Origin of the sequence: Hominimerdicola aceti (assembly GCF_025567495.1) — a bacterium.
In the GTDB taxonomy this organism is placed as follows: Bacteria; Bacillota; Clostridia; order Oscillospirales; family Ruminococcaceae; genus Hominimerdicola; species Hominimerdicola aceti.
In genome coordinates this window covers 43,932-61,960 of sequence record NZ_JAOQJZ010000003.1, presented here as the reverse complement: position 1 = coordinate 61,960, position 18,029 = coordinate 43,932, and the positions used below count along the sequence as shown (strand labels likewise).

Below are 18,029 nucleotides of genomic sequence, written 5' to 3'. Positions count from 1 at the left end.
CGGTCATTTTCTGCTGCCGCAGATATCAAGCAGGGGACACTCGCTACAGCGTTCTCCCCTTGCCTTGCAGTATTCACGTCCGAACAGTACAAGGCGGTGACAGAAATCAGAGGATCTCTCAGGGGGAAGTATCTTTCTCAGATCCTCTTCCACCTTTGCAGGCTCTTTATTTTTTGTAAGCCCAAGTCTGCCGCATATCCTTATACAGTGTGTATCCGTTACCACCGCAGGCTTATGAAAAACATCTCCCATAACAAGATTTGCCGTCTTTCTGCCTATGCCTGCAAGGGTAGTGAGCTTTTCTATGGTATCAGGTATCTCACCACCGAAATTATCCATTATCTGTCTGCACATTGTTACGATAGAGCGAGCTTTTGTTTTATACAGACCGCAGGGGCGTATTATCTCCTCGATATCAGCAACATCTGCGTTAGCAAAATCCTCAATGGTCTTATATTTTGCAAAAAGCTCTTTCGTGACGATATTCACCCTTGCGTCTGTACACTGTGCAGAAAGTCTGCCTGCTATCATAAGCTCGTGGGGCTTTTTATAGTCAAGGGAGCATATGCCCTCGGGGTAGACCTGCTCCAGCCTTTCCACTATCATTTGTGCACGTTCTTTCTTTGTCATCGGTACTGCTCCTTTGTTTATAAGTGCTTTATTACTTTATATTGTACACTTTTTTGCAGGATTCGTCAACCAAAATTTCATATCAGAGACGATATTTCAGCGGGTTTGTGCATTATATCGGCATAAAAATGCGTTTTGTCATTTTTGCGGGCTGAAACAGCTTTGGTCACAGTGCAATGATTTGTCGACATTTCACGGAAATTTTACACGAATTATGAATTTATAATCGTGATTTTACTTCACATTTCAAAAAAAGCCTATGATTTTTATACAATTTCAATAAAATTATGAAGTTTTGCATTTTACTACTTGCAAATTGCAAAATAGTGTGCTATAATAAGTAAGTGATGTGCGGAATGAGTAAAAAAAGCCGTGCACAAATTATAATTTATAAGATGGGAGTTTTAATAATGGCTTTGAACAATGCGTATCTTGAAAGCGTTTATGAGAAGGTTGAGAAGAGAAATCCCGGCGAAAAGGAATTCCTCCAGGCAGTATATGAGGTACTGGAAAGCCTCATTCCTGTTGTAGAAAAGAGACCTGACCTCGTTGAGGCAGGTATAATCGACAGAATAGTTGAGCCAGAAAGACAGATCATTTTCCGTGTTCCTTGGGTAGATGACAATGGCAAGGTACAGGTAAACAGAGGTTTCAGAGTTCAGTTCAATTCTGCTATAGGACCATACAAGGGCGGTATCAGACTTCACCCTTCAGTATGTGCATCAGTAATCAAGTTCCTCGGCTTCGAGCAGATCTTCAAGAACAGCCTTACAGGTCTTCCTATCGGCGGCGGTAAGGGTGGTTCAGACTTCGATCCTAAGGGCAAGTCTGACGGAGAAGTTATGAGATTCTGCCAGAGCTTCATGACAGAGCTTTGCAAGCACATCGGTGCTGACACAGACGTTCCAGCAGGCGATATCGGTACTGGTGCAAGAGAGATCGGCTATATGTTCGGTCAGTACAAGAGAATCAGAAACGAGTTCACAGGCGTTCTTACAGGTAAGGGTCTTTCATACGGCGGATCACTTGCAAGAACAGAGGCTACTGGTTATGGTCTTTGCTACTACACATCTGAGATGATCAAGTGCATGAAGAATGAAACATTCGCAGGCAAGACAGTTGTTATCTCTGGTTCTGGTAACGTTGCTATCTACGCTACAGAGAAGGCTACAGAGCTGGGCGGCAAGGTAGTTGCACTTTCTGACTCTAACGGTTATGTATACGATCCAAACGGCATCAACCTCGATGTTGTTAAGCAGATCAAGGAAGTTGAGAGAGGCAGAATCAAGGAGTATGTAAACAGAGTACAGGGTGCTGAGTACCATGAGGGCTGCAGCGGCATTTGGACTATCAAGTGCGACATCGCTCTCCCATGCGCTACACAGAACGAGATCAACGAAGAGTCAGCTAAGGCTCTCGTAGCTAACGGTGTATTTGCTGTTGCTGAGGGTGCTAATATGCCTTCAACTCCAGAGGCTATCGCTGTATTCCAGAATGCAGGTGTTCTCTTTGGACCAGCTAAGGCTGCTAACGCAGGCGGTGTTGCTACATCAGCTCTTGAGATGTCACAGAACAGCGAGAGACTTTCTTGGACATTCGAGGAAGTTGACGCTAAGCTCAAGAACATCATGACAAACATCTTCCACAACTCATACAATGCAGCTAAGGAGTACGGTCTTGAAGGCAACCTCGTTGCAGGTGCTAACATCGCAGGTTTCCTGAAGGTCGCTGACGCTATGAAGTGGCAGGGTATCGCTTACTAATATAAGCGTATAAACAAAGCTATATACGAAGCGGACAGTCAACTGACTGTCCGTTTTTTTATATCATGCCAGACTTATGGGAATATTCCCGTAGGTCTATTTCACCTGATTTTCTTTTATTATCCTGCCACGCTCAAAAGCACAAGCATTCTCAAGCGTTGTGCGGCTTATGGCGGCTAGGGCTTCTTCGGTGAAAAAGCCCTGATGAGAGGTGACGATAACGTTAGGAAAAGACAGAAGCCTTGCGGTCACGGAGCTTTCTAGGATATCCTCCTGTCGGTTTTCAAAGACGTTCTCTGTTTCTTCCTCATAAACATCAAGACCCACTCCGTGGAATTTTCTGCTTCTGATACCTTTTATAAGGTCTTCGGTATTCACAAGCGCACCTCGGGAGGTATTTACGAAAACAACATTCTCTTTCATAAGGGAGATAGTTTCAGTATTGATAAGATGATAGCTTGCCTCTGTCAGCGGGCAATGGAGCGAGATAAGGTCGCTTTCCCGCAGGACTTCGCTAAGGGGATAATATTTCACAAAATCAAGGTCGGGGTTTTGATAAACGTCATAAGCTATAACACGCATCCCAAAGCCATGGCATATCCTGCACATTGCCGCACCTATCCTGCCTGTGCCTATTATACCAGCAGTCTTGCCATGGAAATCAAGTCCCATAAGACCATTCAGGCTGAAATTGTTCTCTCTTACCTTTATATAGCCCTTGTGTATTCTTCTTGTTACTGCAAGCGCAAGCGCCATGGCGTGTTCTGCCACGGCTTCCGGAGAATACCCAGGCACTCTAAGCACTGTTATGCCGTATTTATCGGCGGCTTTTATATCAACATTATTATAGCCTGCACATCGCATAAGAAGAAGCTTTACACCGTGTTCATGGAGCCGTCTAAGCACTGAGCCTGTTATCGTTGAGCTTACAAAGGCACACACGCCCTCACAACCCTCGGCAAGCCTTGCTGTGTCTTCCGTCAAGTCGGCTTCAAGGTAGACGCTTTCTATATCGGGATAGTTTTTTCGCTGCTTTTCAAATGAATCTATATCATACTGCTTTGCGTCATAGAATATTATTTTCATGAAAACTCCTCCAAATTTTAAAGCATTTCATTTTACGCTTGTATTTTTTGCAGCTGTTTATAAAAATATACGGTTTTTGCCTTAATAAGATAAAATTATCAAAGGTTGACAATTGTGCGTAAATAGGATATAATATAGGTATCGGTATGTAAAAATATACTTTAAATGCCTGTTTCCTACAGAAAGGATATGATGCCAATGTCACAATTTTCGGAACTTCTCAGAGAATACATAAAGAAAAAAGATATTACTATAAAAGCCCTTGCCGAAAAATGTGGTATCGACAGAACATATCTTCATAAGGTACTCAAAGGGGAAAGAAAAGTGCCAAGCGTAGATTTTGTAGAAAATATAAGCTTGCAGCTCATGCTTTCCACAGAGGATAAAAGCAGGCTCATGGAGCTTTATAACATTTCTGAGATGGGGGAAGATGTCTACAATCGCCGTAAGCAGGTGTCAAAGATAATACACGATATGGCAAACACCAACATGGAAGATCCTGACGTTCTGACTTTCAAGACAGAAGTTGATATTGACTCTGTGCCTGAGATATCCATCTACACCGACAAACGTGAGCTTAGAAAAAACCTGCAGGTGCTTATATGCAGCGATGTTCATAATGGTTCTGATATTCAGGTCATCGCTCAGCCAACAGAGTTTCTTACCAATCTGCTGTCCATTGCCGCAGAAGGCAGCGAGTCTGCCATAAACCATCTGTTCTTCTTTGACAACACCTCATACGAAAAAAACACCGCAAAATACAATCTGGATATTTTTCCGTTCATATGTCACCTTGCACAAAAGCATGAAAAATATGAGGCTTTTTATTATTATGAGGGTGCGTCGGCATATTTCAACTCCACGAACATCATGCCAAACATAATGATAACGAATAATTTTCTGATCAGAACAGACAGCGATTATTGCGAGGGCGTTATATACAGATCTCAGCCTATGGTAGAATTTTATATGCGGCAGTTTGAAAAGTTCAAGACAAAATGTGCAAAGCTTCTCGACCACGCCGTGGATATTTTGGAATATGTTTATTTTTGGTACGATGACAACGCAAATTTCATCGGCGTAGATTTTCAGCCATGCACCATGCTTTGTCTTACAGAGGATATATACAACGCCCATGCACTTTTGCCAGCTGACGCAAAGAAATTTGTAAAAGCAAAGCTCACCATGGGCAAGAAGGCTCTTTCTGAACACAAATTTGTAAATCTGTTCAGTGAAAAGGGCCTTGCAGAGTTTATGACGACGGGAGAGATTTTTGAGCTTCCGAGAAATTCATATACTTTTCCCACTCTTGCAGAACGCAAGATAATGCTACAGATAATGATATCGCTTTGTGAAAACGGCATGGCAGACTACAGGATAATAAAGAACGACTATTTTGCGGTGTCGAAAAATCTTTGTATCAACATTTCTGACAACACAAGTCTTAACATCATTGCCAGAAACAACTGCTTCTCTGATTTTTCTTATTTGAAGATAAGCGAAACGAGCCTTGTTCAGGCTTTCTGGGATTATTTTCAGCACTTTATAGATTCTGACGCTGTTTGCTCACATGAAGAAACTATCGAGATACTCAGGTCTTATTTGTAAAAAATGGGCGACCAAAAGCCGCCCACTGTAATGATATTATTTAAGCTGTTCACGCATTAAAGTGAGCAGCTTTTTTTCTCGCCTTGACACCTGCACCTGCGACATACCAAGTTGTTTTGCCGTTTCCATTTGAGTTTTATTCTGAAAATATCTCAGGTATATAAGCTTTCTATCCTCCGCTTCAAGGGAAGCTATGACCTGGCGGAGAGAGAGCCTGTCAGCAATTTCTATGTCAGGAGCATCAACAGGGATATCTATTTGTCCGTGGCGGTCGTCTTCATCTGAGCTTTCAGTAAGACTAACAGGGGGCAGGGCGACGTTCATGGCTAGAGTAACGGCTTCTTCGCTTTCTCCTGACAGCTCACAAAGCTCGCTTACTGTAGGTTCTCTCCCCTGCTGTATGGAAAATCGCTCACGTTCTCTTACAAGGCGCATGGAAAGCTCTTTTATGCTCCGTGACACTTTTATCGTGCCACCGTCACGGAAAAGCCTTTTTATCTCCCCTAATATCACTGGCACTGCATAGGTGGAGAATTTCACACCACGGTCGCTGTCAAAGGCTTTCGCAGCTTTTACAAGACCTATACAGCCTGCACCGTAGAGGTCGTCATACTCTATGCCACGGTTGCGGAAGCGGTTTGCGCACAGGTGAACAAGCCCCAGATTTTCTTCTGCAAGAGGGGTCTCGACTATGCTGCTCATTTTATACTCTTTCTTTCAAGGTTTTTTCAAGGATAAGGGTAGTTCCTTCTCCAAGCTTGCTGCGCACCTTCACTTTATCCATAAAGCTTTCCATGACCGCAAAGCCAAGGCCTGCTCTTTCCTCCTCAGGTGCAGTGGTGAAAAGCGGCTGCATAGCCTGCTCGATATCAGCGATACCGCAGCCCTTATCCCTTATTTTTATGTAGACATGTCTGTTCTCGAATATCCTTATTTGCATGAATATCTCCCCTAGGGTGTTTCGGTATCCGTGGACAATGGCGTTTGTGACTCCCTCTGACACTGCAGTCTTGACATCTGCAAGCTCGTCGATCTGAGGGTCAAGCTGAGTAAGGAAACCGCTGACTGCAACTCTAGCAAAGCGCTCATTTTCAGAATAGCTGGGAAAACTGACTTTCATTTCATTAAGGGGTTTTCGTTTCAATTTTATCACTCTCCTTTGTTTTGTCATCGGGGCTTTCATTCTGTTCCTGAGCTGCTTTCTTCTCTTGTATATACGGGGCAATATCCGTGACTATCTTTGTGAGTCTGTGCATACCTGCAAGCTGCAAGACCTTTCGGATATAAGCAGGAGGCGACGCCACTATCACCTCGCCACCCATTTCTGACATTATCCTGTATCTGCCCATAACAAGCCCGATACCTGAGCTATCCATAAAAGTCACCTGAGAATAGTCAAGGATAAGGGTAAGAGGGTTATGGCTTCTAATGGCTTTATCTATCTCTCCCCTGAAATATTTTGCTGTATGGTGGTCGATATCGCCGCATATCTCTGCCACAAGAGTTCTGGCTGACGGATAGTTTTTTATCTCCACATTCATGCTTTATCATTCCTTTCATCTTTTCGTTTTATCCGCTGAAAATATATTATCACTTACAGTGGGATTTTTTTGTCGCATTATTGTATGAATGGAAAAAGGGCATAAAAAAACAGGAACACACTTTTTTGTGTGTCCCTGCCTAGGAAAATTATTATGTTGAATTACTCTACCCTTTATTTCCTCTAGTTTTATTATAGCCTTTAGAAAATGCATTATATACTGATATTGTGTTTCGTTCCAACTCATTTAACGTTTTATAGCCGCTATTTTCAAGTGCAATCATTTTTATAGTAAACTCGTCACCATACTTATAATCAGCATACACATCGCCATTGCCTTTACCAGTAAAATGAGCATTTACCCTATTTAGTATCTGTTTTGCCTGCCCAACATAATACTTATTCTTGGTTTTATTGTATAGTATATAAACACCAGCAAAATTTTTTTTCAAAGCATATGACGGCTTTCCACGTCCACCTAATGATTGTTTACGCATTTGCATAAATTGTTTTGGCGTCATTTCAAGCGTATTGTTTGCAAGTCCTTTAATTTGGTCATTAATTTTATGTTTCCGATACAATGGAACAATTAATGATAACAAAAGCAGACATAAAATAAAAGCGATTGTATAAAAGTAAAAAGTTCTGTCGTCCAAAATAATCCTCCATAATAAAACCAATAACAATATATTTTAAATATATTCCGTATTAAAGTCCGTTAGGATTATTCTTAATGAAGTTCCAGCTATCTGCTGTCATTTCATCAAGACCATATTGTGCTTCCCAGCCAAAGACCTTCTTTGCCTTTGCTGTATCAGCATAGCAGGTTGCGAGGTCGCCTGCACGTCTTGGCTTTACTACATATGGGAGCTTCTTTCCGCAGGCTTTTTCAAAGCTGTGAAGAACGTCATAAACGCTTGAGCCTTTTCCTGTGCCGAGGTTTACGGCTTCAACACCCTTGTTTTCCATTACATACTTGACTGCGCAAAGGTGACCCTTAGCAAGGTCAACAACGTGGATATAATCTCTTACACCTGTTCCGTCAGGAGTATCGTAATCGTCACCAAACACACCGAGTTTTTCAAGCTTTCCTACTGCTACCTGACAGATGTAAGGAAGCAGATTGTTTGGTATACCGTTAGGGTCTTCGCCGATAAGGCCGCTCTTATGTGCGCCGATAGGGTTGAAGTATCTCAGAAGTGAAACTGACCAATCGTTGTCGGAAACATAAACATCTCTCAGTATCTGCTCTATCATTACCTTTGTATAGCCATAAGGGTTTGTTGCTGATGTAGGCATATCCTCCGTATATGGAGCTTTGTTTACAGGGCCGTAAACTGTTGCGGAAGATGAGAAAACTATCTTCTTACAGCCGTATTTTCTCATTGCCTTGATAAGCATGAGAGTGCCTGTGATGTTGTTGTGGTAATATTCAACAGGCTTCTGAACAGATTCGCCAACCGCTTTAAGACCTGCAAAATGTATAACAGCGTCTATCTTGTTCTCTTCAAATATCTTTTCGAGCGCCGCAAGGTCAAGAAGATCTGCCTCATAAAAAGCAAAGTCCTTGCCTGTTATCTTCTTTATTCTGTTAAGAGCCTCCGGCTTTGAGTTTGAAAAGTTATCAACTATAACTACTTCATAGCCTGCTTCAAGAAGCTCAACGCAGGTGTGGCTTCCGATAAATCCTGCTCCGCCTGTAACGAGTATTTTTGCCATATTCTTTACCTCCCAAATATGTCAGGTTTTTTCTTACACTTACATTATACCATATTTTCACGTTTTTGCAATACCATTTTTGTTTCAAACGCATGGATTTTTGTTGCAAAGAGAATAAAAATATGCTATCATATCTATAACAGACCATCTCACAGAAAGGAACACACAGAATGAATACAGACCGCCATTCCTTTAAATCAGACCAGACGGACGCACTTTCGCTGTCAGTATACAACGTGGGCTATGAAAAATGTCAGGGGCTTCACAGTTGGGGAAGCGGCGTTCGTGACCATTATCTTATCCACCACATCATAAGTGGCAAGGGCGTATACAAAACACCGCAGGGAGAGTATCACCTTAGCGCAGGGGACACTTTTCTCATTTACCCCTACACTGTTATAACATACACTGCCGACAAGAACGACCCATGGGAATACTACTGGGCAGGCTTCAACGGCTCTGACGCTGAATTTATCCTTGATCGTGCAGGCTTCACAAGAGAGTGTCCCGTTATCTCCGCAGACTTTGGAAGCGAGCTTAAAGACAGTCTTGAACGCATTTATCGTCTTAGTGGAAACAGAAGCTCAGACCTTGTGAAAATGACAGGTCAGCTTTACATCACGCTAGGCATTCTTATGGAACGCTCGGGAAGTCAAAGCCGTTCGGGGAGCACCGCAAAGGGATATGTCACAAAGGCGAAAAACTACATTGCACACAACTACACCCTTGGGATAGGGGTCGAGAATGCCACCGATTTCGTTGGCGTGAGCCGTGCCACGCTATATCGAGCTTTCATGGAATATGAGGGGATTTCTCCTGCACAGTATATAACTGATTTCCGTGTGAACGCCGCCTGCCGTTTACTGGAAGAAACTGAGCTTCCTGTGTCGGCTGTGGCAAGGTCGGTAGGGTATAATGACAGCCTTTATTTTTCAAGGATATTCCACAAGACAAAGGGTGTGTCACCTACGGAATACAGGGCTGACGCTTTGTGTACAAAAGGTGAAAACAAGGCGTTTTCGGTTGACAAGGGTATATAAATGAGATATAATAAATAGGTATAATCAGCTACGAAAGGGTCTTAAACAATGAATTTCTCTATGGTCGGCTCGTTTTTCATGCTTTTCATGCTAAACGCAGGCTGGACTTCTAATTACGTTATAAAGCTTGTAGGCTTTTTATTTTTCGCAGTGGGAACGGCTGAGGCGGAAGAACGCACTGACGCTTTCGCACATCTTAAAAAGCCAGCTTACACTTCTTCCGCTATGTGCGCTCTTGCGGTGGTATGTCAGCTTCTATTGAAGCTTCTCTCCCCTGCGGCAATGGCGGCGAACGTTATAAGCATTTTGCTGTCGGCGGCAACTGTCTATATGTCACTGAACCTTATGAGAATGTTCCTTGTGGCGCTTGACAGCCACAGAGAGCTTGTGGAAGACGTTTCAAACATTGTAAGGCTTCAGGGCAGTTTCAACAAGCTTGCTCTTATGACGTTTATTTACTTTGGGGGCGACCTGCTCAACAGGCTAATACCAATAGAGTTCGTCACCACCCTTGCAGGCGTTATTGCGGCAATAGCAAAGATACTTGTGTATATTTTCCTGCTCATCATGCTTTACAACTTCAACAAGCTGAGGACAGATTATGAAAAACGCCGTGAAAGAGAAAACAAATAAGGATATTTCAAGAACGTCATGTTCACAAATGGCGTTCTGTTTTGTGTATAAAGGCAACAAAGAATAGGAGAACGAAAAATGCTATCAATAATAATACCAAGCTATAACGAGGAGGGCAACGTTGCAAAATGTGCTTCTGTTGTTTCAAAGCTTCTCAGCGAAAACGGTATAGACTATGAGCTTGTTTTTGTAAACGACGGCTCAAAGGACAGAACATGGGACATAATCTCAAACCTTGCACGCAATGACGAGCATATCGTGGGCGTGAATTTTTCAAGAAACTTCGGCAAGGAGAGCGCAATTTTCGCAGGACTTGAAACTGCAAAGGGTGATGCCTGCGTTCTGCTGGACTGTGATTTGCAGTTCCCGCCTGAGGTCATAATCGAGATGTACAACATCTGGAAAAACAATGACGTTGACATTGTTGAGGGCAGAAAAAATTCCCGTGGAAAAGAAAACCCTGTATACAAATTTTTCTCTCTGTGGTTTTACAAGATGATAAACAAGTCAAGCGGACTTGACATGGAAGCGGCTTCCGATTTCAAGCTTCTTGACAGGGCTGTGGTAGATTCACTGAATGCAATGCCTGAAAGACTGACGTTTTTCAGAGCAATGTCAAGCTGGGTAGGCTACAAGACGGAGCGTGTATATTTTGACGTTGCTGACAGAGAGATAGGCGAATCAAAGTGGTCTGTAAAGGGGCTTTTCAAATTCGCCATAAACAGCATAACCTCTTTTACCTCTGCGCCTTTGCAGATAGTGACAGTATGCGGTGTTATAACGTTTATTTTCTCTGTCATACTGGGACTTCACACCCTTATCAAAAAGCTTATCGGTGCGTCGGCGGTAGGATTTTCAACTGTCATAATCTTACAGCTTCTCACATCGAGTATAATAATGTTCAGTCTTGGAATAATAGGCTTTTATCTCTCAAAGATATACGAAGAGATAAAACAGCGACCTAGATACATAATCCGTGATATCATAAGAAAAGACGACGAGGAGAAAAAGAATGGAAAAGACTAAGACATCTCCCCTTTCATTTATAAAAAAATGGTGCTATGATAAGCGGCTGTACTTTTTGGTGTTCTTTCTGCCTGTGGCAATAATGTTTTCTGCCTATGCGTTTTTCAAGATACACCCTATCGGCGACAGCTCGGTGCTTGTGCTTGATTTGAACGGTCAGTATGTTTACTACTACGAGCAGTTCCGTGACGCTTTCCATGGCAACGGCAGTTTTATCTACAACTGGTCACGAAACCTCAGCGGAGAAATGTTCGGTGTGTTTGCATATTATCTTGCAAGCCCTTTTATGCTGATACTTGTGCTGCTGCCGAGAACGATGATGGCGACCTCTATCCTTATATTACAGCTTGCAAAGATAGGCACGGCGGCTGTGACGTTCATGTTCTTCTTAAAAAAGATATCAGTGCAGAAGCCTAAAACTATCTCACTTATCATATTCCCTACCATGTATGCTCTTATGTCATACATGGTGGTACAGCTTATGGACCCCATGTGGCTTGACGGACTTATCTATCTGCCGCTTATATGCTGGGGCGTTCACAGGCTCGTTGATGAGGGCAAGCTTGTGCCTTATATAGTGCCGCTGGCGCTTATGTTCATTGCACATTTCTACATCGGCTATATGGTAGGAATTTTCACGTTTTTCTACTTCTGTTGGTACTGCCTTTCAAGAGAGGGCAGGATATTGCCAAAAAAGTTCTTCTCACGCTGTGTGGCTTTCGGCATCGGCACGCTTGTGGCGCTTATGTGTGCGGCGTTCGTTCTTATAACCGTTTACAATTCTTTGAAGCTTGGCAAATTTGAATTCACTGACCCTGATTTCTCACTTGCAACACAATTTGATTTCCTTACGTTCATAACAAAGCTTTTCCCAATGTCATATGACACTGTTTACCCTGAGGGTATGCCTATGATATACTGCGGAACGGCTGTATTGATACTTGTTCCGCTGTTCTTTATGAACGACAGGATAACAATGAAAGAAAAGGCCTCCACAGGTCTGCTCACTTTCCTGCTTGTTATACTAATGTATATAAAGCCTGCTGATATGGCAATGCACGGCTTTCAAGTGCCGAACTGGTTGCCTTACAGATATTCTTTCATATTCTCATTCCTGATGATAGTAATGGCATTCAGGGCGTTTGAAAACCTCGAGGGCATAACTGCAAAGAACATCGGCGGAATTTTCTTCGGACTTATGGTATTCCTCTTCTGGTGTGAGCGTGAGAACTACTCTCACTTCCAACTTTTTGAAACAAAGACAAGTGAAACAGGCGACACCACAAACGTTATACAAGGCATATGGGTATCCATGATAGCGCTGGCGGCATATTTCGCGCTTATCTATCTTATCAAGAAATATCCAAAATCAAAGGCAGTTTGTATCGTAATGGTAGGCGTTCTTGCGGTTGAGCTTTTTGCAAACAGCGCTGACACTATCGACAAGATAGACACTGACGTTGCATACAGCAAGTACACTTCCTATGAACCCTACATGACGCAGACGAGAAACGCTGTGTCAATGATGAAGGAATATGACCCGTCGCTTTTCTACCGCATGGAGGCAACTTTCCACAGGACTGTGAACGATCCTATCGGCACAGGCTACAAGGGCATTTCACATTCAAGCTCCACAATGAACGCACCTGCCCTTATGATGCTCCACAAGCTTGGATATGCTTACGGCGGTCACTATACAAAATATGACGGCACAACTTTCATGACGGACGCTCTGTTTGACATAAAATATCTTATGGACAAAACGGGCAACACCTCTTTTGTAGGCACAAGAGTTAAAGTCCCTGAGGAATACAAGCTCACAACAGAATACACTGAGGGCGACGCAACATACAAATTCTACAACAACCCTAACGCTCTTGGTCTTGGCATGGTATCTTCGCCTAGTATTGAGGACGTGTCACTTTCTGAAGATAATCCTTTTGAAAATCAGAACATGGTATTCAACGCCCTCGCAGGCACAACAAAGGAATATTTCACAAAGATACCTGTTATAAACAGCGAAATGGAGAACGTTTCTACATCTCAGCTCACTGACGGACACACGAAATACTTCCCTACAGACACTTCCATTGCAGAATGTCACATTGACTATGTTGTGAAAATGGATAAGGACTCATATCTTTATATGTATCTTCCAACCAAATATGAGCGTTCCTGCAACGTGTGGATACAGGACGAGGACGATTATATGGACGGCTCTGAGCCTATGGAATATGCAGGTCAGTTCTTTGTGGGCGACAATTATTCCATTATGAATCTTGGCAAATTCTATGAGGGGCAGGAGCTTCGCATACGCATAACGGTGGCAAATGACGATAACGAAGCTTACTGGAAAGACCAGCTTTTCTACACCTTTGATTATGACAGCTTTGCACAGACCTGCGCTGATATGCAGAAAAATGTGCTTGAGGTCACAAGCTTTAAGGACACTTATCTTGAGGGCACTGTTAATGCTGAAAATGACGGCTCTGTACTGTTCACAACCATACCATACGAAAACGGCTGGACTATCACTGTGAACGGCAAAAAGGTGACGGCTGAAAAATCTCTTGACAGCCTTATAACTATCCCTTTGGAGCAGGGTGAAAACAAGATAACAATGAAGTTCTCACCTGACTATTGGAAGGTATCTCTTATCATAACGGGCTTCGGTGTTGCCCTGTTGGTGCTTATATTCCTGTTTGAATATAAGCGTGGAAAAGTCATGAAAAAGGTGCTTGCAAAAGCTAACTTTACGGCTGAGAGCAGTGAGAAAGCCACAACGCCTGTGATAAATGACACAACTGATACAACGGACGAGCCGCTGAGGATATACCGACCTGACAATGATGATGACGAAAAGCTGCGGCACATAAACGAGATGATGAAAAATATTCTCGGTGAGGACGAGGATAGCGGCAAAAAACGATAAATAGCGACGGAAGCTGCGAAAAAAATCTATTGACAAGGCTTTTATAAAATAGTATTATAATAGGGACGGAAATTCTATCCGCCCCTATTTTTTCGGACAGCGGATAAAGACTTCACAAATGAAAGGACTAATCAAAATGGCAAAAAAGATCTACACAAAGAAGCTTACATATGCAGGAATGTCCCTGTGTCTGCTGAGTTTTTTCGCATTCATTCTCTCGGCAGCAGGTGCTCTTGCTGACCCTGTGGGAAAGCTCGTTTACAACAACGTTTTCACAAACAAGATAGACTTTTTGTTCACCCCCGACATTTTCGCTTATGTGAACACCTATGGTCTTTCATGCGCACTCGCCATATTCAGCCTTGTGGCGTTTTTCACATCTGCAAGAGCAAAGGGCAAGAAAAAGCTTGACGGCGCATTCGCAGGCTCTCTTATCCTTTTCCCGTTTATTGTGATGATAACAAAGGGCATAATGATATACTATGTTACGGTAAAAGGTCACTTCTCAAACGCTATAACAATGGGCTATGACAATGACAAGTTCAGGGTAGCCCTTTCACTTGCTGATGATGTTCTGCCATTTATTGCGGCTTTCCTGCTTTTTATCGGTGGACTTGTTATTGCAGGCAGACTTATGGGCGAAGATTTCGCCGTTGAGATACCTGTTGCCGCAAAGACGCCTGACAATGCCCCTGCGCCTATCCCAATGACTACACCGCAAGAACAGAGTTTTGCTCAGCCTGATATGTCACAGTTCAGAAAGCCCGACAATGCCGAGCCTGTTATGTCACAGAGCGTAGTTGAGCCTGAGATACCACAACAGACAGAGCCTATAGAACCACCTACAGAAACGGCTGAACAGCCTGCCTGGCAGACCGCACCTGAAAAGTGTCCTCACTGCGGCTCAGAGCTGAAGAGCGGAGCCAAATTTTGCAGCGTTTGCGGAAACAAGGTCTAAAAAGCTACACCAATACACTTCCATAAAAAATACGGCATATGCCACTTTTTCGGTGACATATGCCGTGTTTCATTTTTACTGTTCTGATACGCTGGGGCTTGCAAGACCATGCTTTACTCGGTCACGGACCTCCGCTCTCTTTGCGTCGTTAAATCTGTCGAGAGTTCCAACAAGATAGCCTGTTATTCTTCTTATACGCTGAAAAGGCACATCTGCAAAGTGATAATCAACGTCAACAAAGTCGCCGTCTATTTTTAGGTCGATAGTCTGGATAGTCTTTTCAGGGTAAAGCTTCTGCGCCCTGTCGATATATGAATTTATCTCTGCCTGGGACATCTCCCCGCCTGTTACGTTCACATTTACCATTTTACATTACCTCCATTTTTCTTTGTTGTACATATTGTTGCCACAATAAAAGGATACCACAATATCTTGTACTTGTCAATAGTTAATACCTACAAAGCACATGAGTATATTTTGTAGGGTATGCCTGCATGGTCAGCCTTTCATTTCTTCTCTTATGCCTCGCCAATCGGGACAGAACTTGCCCACCAAAGCCCAGAAATCCTTGCTGTGATCCATAAAGACCAAGTGGCAAAGCTCGTGGAGGCAGACATAATCTATGCACTCTCTGCGGAAAACGATAAGCTTTGAGTTTATGGAAATATGCCTGTTTGAGATACATCTTCCCCAGCTTGCTGTCAGCGGTTTTATTGTGACCTTTTCAGGCACAAGCCCTGTGGAGGCAGACATTTTCTGCATACTTTTTGTTATCTCCGCCACTGTGAGATCGTTTATGAACTTGGTGGTCTGCTCTTTTACATAGGTCTGGTCGCTGGTTTTGTTCACGGCAATAAGAAGCTTGCCGTCCTCTATCTTGGGAGAAAAATACTTATCAGCTTGAACAAGGGTCAGGGTAAGCTCGTTCCCCAAAAGTCTGAGCCTTTCGCCATCGCAGAAATCTTTCGGCAGACCCACCGCCGCCTTGTCTTTTTGCTCCTTTATCCAGCCCAGATTGTTATTAATAAAGCTTTCAAGCTGCTGCTTTGAACAGCCGTAAGGCACACGCACTGTCAAAGTGCCGTCACGCATACCCATATTAAGGCGACTTCTTTTGGCAACGTCAAGGATAAAGTCTATGCGCTCTCCGTTTTTATCCTCGATAAAAGTATTATATTTCGGCACTTCAAAGCCCCCATATCCAAAAGCGCCGCACATTCTTTTGTGCGGCGCTATATTTTTTACCACTGTACTGCTATAGAGCTGTCTGTTGTAAGATAATCCTTATAAATATATCCTGTGAGCGGACCGTCTATGTTCATGAAATTTATCTTCACATATCCGTTATCCTCATATTCAAGAACGTTTACCTGAACGCCCGGTGACATACAAACGATATTCTCAGCGTCATTATCAGGTGCCACATGAAGATAAGCATACTCTGTGACATACATTACTTCAAGCACATCTGTCTGGCTAGACTCGTCGCTGGACACATCTGTTACCGCACCGCTTTCGTCCACACTGCTGTTACCAGTAACGGACGTATCCGCAGGGGCGGCGCTGTTCACTGGCTCAGCCACAGACTCATTTGTATTTATGGTGGCAGTATTTATACCCTTTGGCACTTCTGAACTATTGCTTGCAAAAAGCCCCTTGGCAAGCAGAAGTATCACGCACAGCACAAATATGCCTACAACTATTATTGCGACAACGCTCGCCGTATTTCCCGAAGCCTTGCGGGAAACGTTATTCTTGTTATTATCCATATATTGCACGGCACAAGCCGTCACATTTCGCCTCCTTTTGCAGGAACACACCTGCACACCTGCAAACAAAGCACAGGTACATAAACATATTATAATATTTTTTATCATCAATGTCAATGACAGTTTAATTACAATATTGTCACATTTCACTCTTTAAGCCCTATTCTTGAGATATTTGCCATATTTGCACCGATATTTTGACATTATAGCCAAATAGGCGTTTACTAATTTGATTAAAATACATATTAACAGAATCAGCAAAATATGATATAATGAGCTTTAAGGGCGTGCCTTGGGAGGCGTTGCCCTTATAGTATAAAAGCAAGGGGGGGCAGGAAGTTGCATAAAAAAATTATCTGCGGTGCATTGTCTGCTGCAATGTTCCTGACCCTTTTTTCAGCCTGCGGTCGATCTGAAGAGAGCGTGGTCAATACTAAAAACTCCTCGTTTATCGAACAAGAGGAAGTCGTTGACAGCCCTGCAAAGATATTTTTCTCAGCATGGAACGGCAGTGAGATAACCGCTGACACGGCTAGAGAGCATGGTATGATTTTCATGGACTCTTCAGAAGAAAGCGATATGCGCTGGGCTGAGTTCTGTGAGTGCGTAAAAAGCGGCACTGAGGCTGAGATAACCGTATGCACAAGCACGCAGGTGATACATGCTGAAAGCTCTTTGGAGGGGGACAGTGGTGTTCTTACCATAGAATCTGAGGACTTTTCTGAGGGCAGCATGAAGCTTTTCTCAAAAAAGCTTTCTGCCGACAGCCTTTACAGCGTTTGTGAAAACGGCTTGACGGTATATTACGCAGGAAGCAACAAGCTTTATCAGACAGAGAATGTAACAAGTGAGCTTACAGACGTTCCTTTTGAGCAAAAGATATACAAGTGCAGCAGTGAAGCCAACATGACATTCCCCTATCAAAAAATGTTTTCAAATTATGATGATTTCAGTGAATATTATTTGAAATACAATGGTGAGCTGCAAATTCAGGAAATGAAAAAGGATATGGAAGCTTTTGAAAACGAAGGCGGCTTCAACAACCATGTTATTTTTCTAAAAGGAGAGCTTTCAGGATATGAACATATCGACTACAAAGCAGTAAGGGCGGTCAAGGACAAGGATTCCCTTTTCATATATGTGGCTAAAGAGATACCCGAGAACAAGGCAGGGGCGACTTCAAAACGTCAGATAACTGTCACAGTGCCGTCAGAGTATCTTGACGAGATAAGCCCCAAAAACATAAAATGGATAGTTTTCACACAAGAGTGACAAAAGGTGGACAAGGTGTCTGCCTTTTTTTATTCTGAAAGTTGACAGATAAA

18 protein-coding genes are annotated in these 18,029 nt (G+C 43.0%); 8 read left to right on the top strand and 10 right to left on the bottom strand.

What is annotated here, in order from left to right:
* Window positions 1-3: 3 nt before the first annotated feature.
* On the bottom strand, window positions 4-630 hold the full coding sequence (gene nth, locus OCV57_RS03915; protein ID WP_117876321.1) for an endonuclease III: 627 nt from the start codon (window positions 628-630) through the stop codon (window positions 4-6).
* A gap of 410 nt (window positions 631-1,040) precedes the next feature.
* Between nth and gdhA the strand changes: the two genes are divergently transcribed.
* On the top strand, window positions 1,041-2,393 hold the full coding sequence (gene gdhA, locus OCV57_RS03910) for an NADP-specific glutamate dehydrogenase (RefSeq protein WP_038670652.1): 1,353 nt from the start codon (window positions 1,041-1,043) through the stop codon (window positions 2,391-2,393).
* Window positions 2,394-2,489: 96 nt separating this feature from the next.
* On the opposite strand, the gene OCV57_RS03905 is transcribed toward gdhA, so the two are convergent.
* Complete coding sequence (locus tag OCV57_RS03905; protein WP_117924358.1) at window positions 2,490-3,479, bottom strand: 2-hydroxyacid dehydrogenase; 990 nt, start codon at window positions 3,477-3,479, stop codon at window positions 2,490-2,492.
* Between the two features lie 198 nt (window positions 3,480-3,677).
* Here OCV57_RS03905 and OCV57_RS03900 point away from each other — a divergent pair, with 198 nt between their 5' ends.
* Window positions 3,678-5,087: a helix-turn-helix domain-containing protein gene (locus OCV57_RS03900; protein ID WP_267300499.1), complete on the top strand. Its 1,410-nt coding sequence runs from the start codon at window positions 3,678-3,680 to the stop codon at window positions 5,085-5,087.
* A 36-nt stretch (window positions 5,088-5,123) separates the two neighbouring features.
* On the opposite strand, the gene OCV57_RS03895 is transcribed toward OCV57_RS03900, so the two are convergent.
* The 5 genes from OCV57_RS03895 to galE form a co-directional block, all read right to left on the bottom strand.
* On the bottom strand, window positions 5,124-5,789 hold the full coding sequence (locus tag OCV57_RS03895; RefSeq protein WP_022286525.1) for a sigma-70 family RNA polymerase sigma factor: 666 nt from the start codon (window positions 5,787-5,789) through the stop codon (window positions 5,124-5,126).
* Window position 5,790: 1 nt separating this feature from the next.
* Window positions 5,791-6,207, bottom strand: coding sequence for an anti-sigma F factor (gene spoIIAB, locus OCV57_RS03890; protein ID WP_117863155.1), 417 nt, complete (start codon window positions 6,205-6,207; stop codon window positions 5,791-5,793).
* 4 nt (window positions 6,208-6,211) lie between these two features.
* Window positions 6,212-6,628, bottom strand: coding sequence for an STAS domain-containing protein (locus tag OCV57_RS03885; RefSeq protein ID WP_022286527.1), 417 nt, complete (start codon window positions 6,626-6,628; stop codon window positions 6,212-6,214).
* Window positions 6,629-6,794: 166 nt separating this feature from the next.
* Window positions 6,795-7,283, bottom strand: a complete 489-nt coding sequence (locus OCV57_RS03880; protein ID WP_038670644.1) for a GIY-YIG nuclease family protein — start codon at window positions 7,281-7,283, stop codon at window positions 6,795-6,797.
* Window positions 7,284-7,335: 52 nt separating this feature from the next.
* Entirely contained in the window at window positions 7,336-8,346 is a 1,011-nt protein-coding gene (gene galE, locus OCV57_RS03875) for a UDP-glucose 4-epimerase GalE (protein WP_022286528.1), read from the bottom strand.
* 170 nt (window positions 8,347-8,516) lie between these two features.
* Between galE and OCV57_RS03870 the strand changes: the two genes are divergently transcribed.
* The 5 genes from OCV57_RS03870 (at window position 8,517) to OCV57_RS03850 (ending at window position 14,935) form a co-directional block, all read left to right on the top strand.
* Window positions 8,517-9,386, top strand: a complete 870-nt coding sequence (locus OCV57_RS03870) for an AraC family transcriptional regulator (RefSeq protein ID WP_195249534.1) — start codon at window positions 8,517-8,519, stop codon at window positions 9,384-9,386.
* Between the two features lie 48 nt (window positions 9,387-9,434).
* Entirely contained in the window at window positions 9,435-10,019 is a 585-nt protein-coding gene (locus OCV57_RS03865; protein WP_267300497.1) for a hypothetical protein, read from the top strand.
* Window positions 10,020-10,097: 78 nt separating this feature from the next.
* Window positions 10,098-11,045 (top strand): glycosyltransferase family 2 protein, encoded by a 948-nt coding sequence (locus OCV57_RS03860; protein WP_022286531.1) that lies wholly within the window; start codon window positions 10,098-10,100, stop codon window positions 11,043-11,045.
* On the top strand, window positions 11,032-13,977 hold the full coding sequence (locus OCV57_RS03855; protein WP_267300494.1) for a YfhO family protein: 2,946 nt from the start codon (window positions 11,032-11,034) through the stop codon (window positions 13,975-13,977). Before OCV57_RS03860 ends, OCV57_RS03855 begins: the two co-directional genes overlap by 14 nt.
* 136 nt (window positions 13,978-14,113) lie before the next feature.
* Window positions 14,114-14,935, top strand: a complete 822-nt coding sequence (locus OCV57_RS03850) for a zinc ribbon domain-containing protein (protein WP_267300493.1) — start codon at window positions 14,114-14,116, stop codon at window positions 14,933-14,935.
* 75 nt (window positions 14,936-15,010) lie between these two features.
* On the opposite strand, the gene nrdD is transcribed toward OCV57_RS03850, so the two are convergent.
* The 3 genes from nrdD to OCV57_RS03835 form a co-directional block, all read right to left on the bottom strand.
* A complete protein-coding gene (gene nrdD, locus OCV57_RS03845; protein WP_117857504.1) occupies window positions 15,011-15,301 on the bottom strand; it encodes an anaerobic ribonucleoside-triphosphate reductase in 291 nt (96 codons plus the stop codon).
* Window positions 15,302-15,433: 132 nt separating this feature from the next.
* Window positions 15,434-16,120: a M48 family metallopeptidase gene (locus OCV57_RS03840; RefSeq protein WP_267300491.1), complete on the bottom strand. Its 687-nt coding sequence runs from the start codon at window positions 16,118-16,120 to the stop codon at window positions 15,434-15,436.
* 56 nt (window positions 16,121-16,176) lie between these two features.
* Window positions 16,177-16,704, bottom strand: a complete 528-nt coding sequence (locus OCV57_RS03835; RefSeq protein WP_267300490.1) for an SH3 domain-containing protein — start codon at window positions 16,702-16,704, stop codon at window positions 16,177-16,179.
* A 339-nt stretch (window positions 16,705-17,043) separates the two neighbouring features.
* Here OCV57_RS03835 and OCV57_RS03830 point away from each other — a divergent pair, with 339 nt between their 5' ends.
* A complete protein-coding gene (locus tag OCV57_RS03830) occupies window positions 17,044-17,976 on the top strand; it encodes a hypothetical protein (RefSeq protein ID WP_117857510.1) in 933 nt (310 codons plus the stop codon).
* Window positions 17,977-18,029 lie beyond the last annotated feature (53 nt).

Bases quoted from the DNA above. Each gene is read 5' to 3' on its own strand.
- nth (WP_117876321.1), bottom strand. From the start codon at position 630: ATGACAAAGAAAGAACGTGCACAAATGATAGTGGAAAGGCTGGAGCAG.
- nrdD (WP_117857504.1), bottom strand. From the start codon at position 15,301: ATGGTAAATGTGAACGTAACAGGCGGGGAGATGTCCCAGGCAGAGATA.
- gdhA (WP_038670652.1), top strand. From the start codon at position 1,041: ATGGCTTTGAACAATGCGTATCTTGAAAGCGTTTATGAGAAGGTTGAG.
- OCV57_RS03905 (WP_117924358.1), bottom strand. From the start codon at position 3,479: ATGAAAATAATATTCTATGACGCAAAGCAGTATGATATAGATTCATTT.
- OCV57_RS03860 (WP_022286531.1), top strand. From the start codon at position 10,098: ATGCTATCAATAATAATACCAAGCTATAACGAGGAGGGCAACGTTGCA.
- OCV57_RS03855 (WP_267300494.1), top strand. From the start codon at position 11,032: ATGGAAAAGACTAAGACATCTCCCCTTTCATTTATAAAAAAATGGTGC.
- spoIIAB (WP_117863155.1), bottom strand. From the start codon at position 6,207: ATGAAAGTCAGTTTTCCCAGCTATTCTGAAAATGAGCGCTTTGCTAGA.
- galE (WP_022286528.1), bottom strand. From the start codon at position 8,346: ATGGCAAAAATACTCGTTACAGGCGGAGCAGGATTTATCGGAAGCCAC.
- OCV57_RS03865 (WP_267300497.1), top strand. From the start codon at position 9,435: ATGAATTTCTCTATGGTCGGCTCGTTTTTCATGCTTTTCATGCTAAAC.
- OCV57_RS03835 (WP_267300490.1), bottom strand. From the start codon at position 16,704: ATGGATAATAACAAGAATAACGTTTCCCGCAAGGCTTCGGGAAATACG.
- OCV57_RS03895 (WP_022286525.1), bottom strand. From the start codon at position 5,789: ATGAGCAGCATAGTCGAGACCCCTCTTGCAGAAGAAAATCTGGGGCTT.
- OCV57_RS03885 (WP_022286527.1), bottom strand. From the start codon at position 6,628: ATGAATGTGGAGATAAAAAACTATCCGTCAGCCAGAACTCTTGTGGCA.
- OCV57_RS03850 (WP_267300493.1), top strand. From the start codon at position 14,114: ATGGCAAAAAAGATCTACACAAAGAAGCTTACATATGCAGGAATGTCC.
- OCV57_RS03870 (WP_195249534.1), top strand. From the start codon at position 8,517: ATGAATACAGACCGCCATTCCTTTAAATCAGACCAGACGGACGCACTT.
- OCV57_RS03900 (WP_267300499.1), top strand. From the start codon at position 3,678: ATGTCACAATTTTCGGAACTTCTCAGAGAATACATAAAGAAAAAAGAT.